Here is a 3,984-nt window from a genome sequence, read left to right on the forward strand (position 1 = left end):
ATGGATACAACACCACGCTCAGCCTCGACGGGTATTCATCCAAGTGCAACTGTTCATTCAACAGCGATTGTTAGTGATAGCGCCGCTATTGGTGCTAACGCAGTCATTGAAGCTCATGCAGTGATAGGTGACAACGCGCAAATTGGTCCGAACAGTTTTATCGGGGAACGTGTTAAAATAGGTTCTGGCACTAAGCTTTGGCCTAGTGTGACTATTTATCACGATGTTGAAATTGGTTCAGATTGTTTGTTTCAAGCAAATAGTGTTGTAGGTAGTGATGGGTTTGGCTATGCAAATGAGCGCGGGCAGTGGGTTAAAATACCTCAGCTTGGTTCAGTGATCATAGGCAACAAAGTTGAAATTGGTGCAAGTACGACAATTGATCGTGGTGCACTGGACAATACCATCATTCATAGCAATGTTATTATCGATAATCAGTGTCAAATAGCGCACAACGTTGAAGTTAATTCAGGCACCGCAATAGCGGGCTGCACTGTACTTGCAGGAAGCGTTACCATTGGCAAGAACTGTCAAATTGGTGGCATGGTTGCAATTAATGGTCACATGTCTGTATGTGATGGTGTTATAATTACCGGCATGAGTATGGTGACAAAATCAATCACCGAACCAGGTATTTACTCATCTGGTATGCCCCATACAACAAACAAAGAATGGCGTAAATCAATAGCTCACTTGCGTAACCTTTCAGACATGAAATCTCGTCTTAAAGCGCTTGAAGCATTGGCTAAGTCATAACGTTGAACACTAATAAGGATGCTATTTTGGCAAACGAATTAAATAGCCTTGATATTCAAGAAATTTTAAGTTTATTACCGCACCGTTACCCGATGCTATTAATTGATCGTGTTATTGATTTTACACCTGGCAAGTCTTTACATGCTATTAAAAATGTTTCTATAAATGAACCGATTTTTACTGGGCACTTTCCAAATCAGCCAATTTTTCCTGGTGTGCTAATATTAGAATCAATGGCGCAAGCAACGGGTTTATTAGGTTTTAAAACAGTAGAAAACCGTAGCGAAAACGAATTGTATTTGTTTGCTGCTGTTGATAACGCACGTTTTAAACAACCTGTAATTCCTGGTGATACAATGCATCTTCATGTTGAGTTTTTAAAAGAACGTCGCAACATTTGGAAGTTTGCTGCAGAAGCTAGAGTCGACGGCAAAATAGTGTGTAGTGCCGAAATTATGTGTGCGAGAAGAGAGTTTTAATAGTGATCCATTCTACAGCAATAATCGAACCTGGCGCTAAACTAGGCAACAATGTCTCAGTTGGTCCGTATAGTTATATTGGCAATGATGTTGTTATCGGTGATAACTGTATTATTGAGTCTCACGTTGTTGTTAAAGGGCCGTCAACTATTGGCTCTGGCAATCATATTTTTCAGTTCGCGTCTGTGGGTGAAGCCTGCCAAGACAAAAAATACAACAACGAGCCAACCACTTTAATAATGGGTGATAACAACGTTATCCGTGAATGTGCCACTATTCACCGTGGTACGATTCAAGACCAAGGTGTTACTAAAATTGGTAGTAATAATTTATTTATGGCTTATACACACGTTGCACATGACGCGGTAATTGGCGATAACGTAATTTTTGCTAACAACGCAAGTGTGGCCGGCCATGTACATGTTGGTGACTGGGTTATCCTTGGTGGTAATTCGGGTGTTCATCAGTTTTGTAAAATTGGTGCACATGCCTTTATTGGTATGTATTCAGGTGTTAACAAAGATGTACCACCATTTGTTACTACCATTGGTATGCCAGCAGGCCCTGCAGCTATCAATAAAGAAGGCATGAAGCGTCGTGGTTTCGAAAGTGATGAAATTATGGCTGTACGACGTGCATACAAAGCATTTTATCGTAAAAGCTTAGGTGCTGAAGAAGCTATTGAGTCGCTTAGTGAAGATGCTGCAAAGTATCCTGCAGTGCAATTGATGATCGACTTTGTTAAAGGTTCTGAGCGCGGTATTGTAAGATAACGGCTTCTTAATTAAAAAACCACCTTAGAGAAATCGAAGGTGGTTTTTTATTATTTAAAGTTTACTGTCGCGTTAGTTCAAACATTTGATTTTCAGATCCAGCGCTGCAAGCCCATTGCAATAGATTTGCCCCGTCATTTGCTTTATTTCCCTCAACATCAAAACAAAGTTCACTATTACGATTTATTATCCGCCATTTTCCTGTACCAGCGGCTTGGAATCTAAATTGTTGATTATAACTACCGGTATATGTGTACAGAGCAATGTTTGCACCATTAACCGTTGAGTTAGCGGCTACATCAAGGCCCTTCGATGGATCATTAACTGGTGAAATTCTATGCCAAATACCATCGACCGTTGATATATTGAATTTTTGACAATCGTTATTTAACCATGACCATTGCGATATGTTAGCACCATTGCTATTTGCACAATTAGCTACATCAAGTGATTTAGCACTGTGCTTAGGTGTAACCCTGTATACGCCATTAACTAGGGTATTAGTGACTGAACTACCTGAGTCGTTATAGCCATTGTAAACCTCAAATTCAGCAACTCTCGGTGTTGAGTTTGAAGAGTTAATAACGAAACTGACTTTTGACAAATTTACACTCGAAAAGGTGATTACATTAGGTACAGCCCCGCCATTAGCGAGCGTTGTGCCTGTATCGTAATTAACCAGCGACCATGAAGTAATATTTCCTTGAGCACCTGACGCTTCAATAATCTTTACTGCATTAATTGTCGTATTTAAGTTTTTAATATTTATTGTGCCAGTAGATGAATTTGGCGACCAGTAAGTGGATGTATCTCCATCTTTAACATTACCATAACTTGTACCGCTGGCTTTAGAGCTGCCATCTACACCTGCAGCCAAAGCAAGATTTTCCCCTGAAGGAGTCGGCTCAGGTGGATTTGTTGGATCCGTAGGCTCAGTTGGATCTGTGGGCTCAGTCGTACCACATTCACCATTGGACTCTTTTAAGCCCTTATTTGCACCTGCGGTTGCTGCAATAATTGCAGGAACACACTGAGTATTATCCAGTTGATAGTTATAAGGTATGCTAATAGAAGTAGTTGATGAAGGATTTGGGCCTGCTGGGTGAAGCTTACTTTCATCTTCAGACCAATCAATATTGTCCCAGATATTACCGCTTACTTGCCAATATCCCATATCGTTAGTGTAAAAAGTACCTAGTGGGTCTTTAGAGTCTTGAAAGTAGTTATTTTCAGCACGCATCTTACCACCTATGCGTGGATTCATCCCAGATGACTGTATGCCACTATAGTAGTTATTATAAGCATGGGCTGTTGCGTGTCTGAGTAAAGGTGTTCGTGAATTTATATTTTGATAGTAGTTATGATGAAATGTTACTGGGCCATTAGCATCATCGCTGTCGCTTGAGCCAACCAAACCACCTCGACCTGAATTACGCAAAATACTATAAGATAAAGTTACGTATTTTGTATTATTTTTCATATCAAAAAGTGCATCATAGCCACTGCTTTCACCACCACTTGCTTCAAGTGTTACATGGTCAACCCATACATTTCGAACATTAGATTCCATACCAATTGCATCACCTCCGTTTGAGGTTGGTGAGCCTGATTTTTTTACATTTCGGACATGAACATTTTGAATAATAATGTTTGACGAAGAACGAATATGGATACCGAGTTGGTCAAATAAAGCACCACTGCCAACACCAATAATAGAAACGTTACTAATTTCTTTTAGTTCAATTAAGTCAGGACCAGTGTTACAGCTATCACCAGATACTTTGCTTGTATTACCATGATTAATTGTGCCTTCAACTTGAATGATAATTGGTGTATCACTCGATGCACGATTACATAAAGCTTGGTGTATTTGGGTTCCTGTTGTTGCATATACAACATCACCACCGGCACCACCTGTTGTATTACCGTTTGTTGAAGCATATCCAGATGCATTTGCAGCTAGGGCACTGCCGCCA

4 protein-coding genes are annotated in these 3,984 nt (G+C 40.1%); 3 read left to right on the top strand and 1 reads right to left on the bottom strand.

From position 1 onward, the window contains the following. From lpxD to lpxA, 3 genes are all read left to right on the top strand, one after another. A partial coding sequence (lpxD, locus tag L654_RS0118260; RefSeq protein WP_024608689.1) for a UDP-3-O-(3-hydroxymyristoyl)glucosamine N-acyltransferase occupies positions 1–756 on the top strand: 756 nt, incomplete at its 5' end. A gap of 26 nt (positions 757–782) precedes the next feature. Next, positions 783–1,235 carry a 3-hydroxyacyl-ACP dehydratase FabZ gene (gene fabZ / locus L654_RS0118265; RefSeq protein ID WP_007580997.1) on the top strand — a complete coding sequence of 151 codons (453 nt, stop codon included), beginning with the start codon at positions 783–785 and terminating at the stop codon, positions 1,233–1,235. A gap of 2 nt (positions 1,236–1,237) precedes the next feature. Next, positions 1,238–2,008, top strand: coding sequence for an acyl-ACP--UDP-N-acetylglucosamine O-acyltransferase (lpxA, locus tag L654_RS0118270; protein ID WP_024608690.1), 771 nt, complete (start codon positions 1,238–1,240; stop codon positions 2,006–2,008). Between the two features lie 61 nt (positions 2,009–2,069). Here the strand turns inward: lpxA and L654_RS01000000126390 are convergent. Then, the coding region (locus tag L654_RS01000000126390) for an RICIN domain-containing protein (protein WP_024608691.1) at positions 2,070–3,984 on the bottom strand (1,915 nt) is incomplete at its 5' end.

Origin of the sequence: Pseudoalteromonas sp. TAB23 (assembly GCF_000498075.1) — a bacterium.
Lineage (GTDB): Bacteria > Pseudomonadota > Gammaproteobacteria > Enterobacterales > Alteromonadaceae > Pseudoalteromonas > Pseudoalteromonas arctica.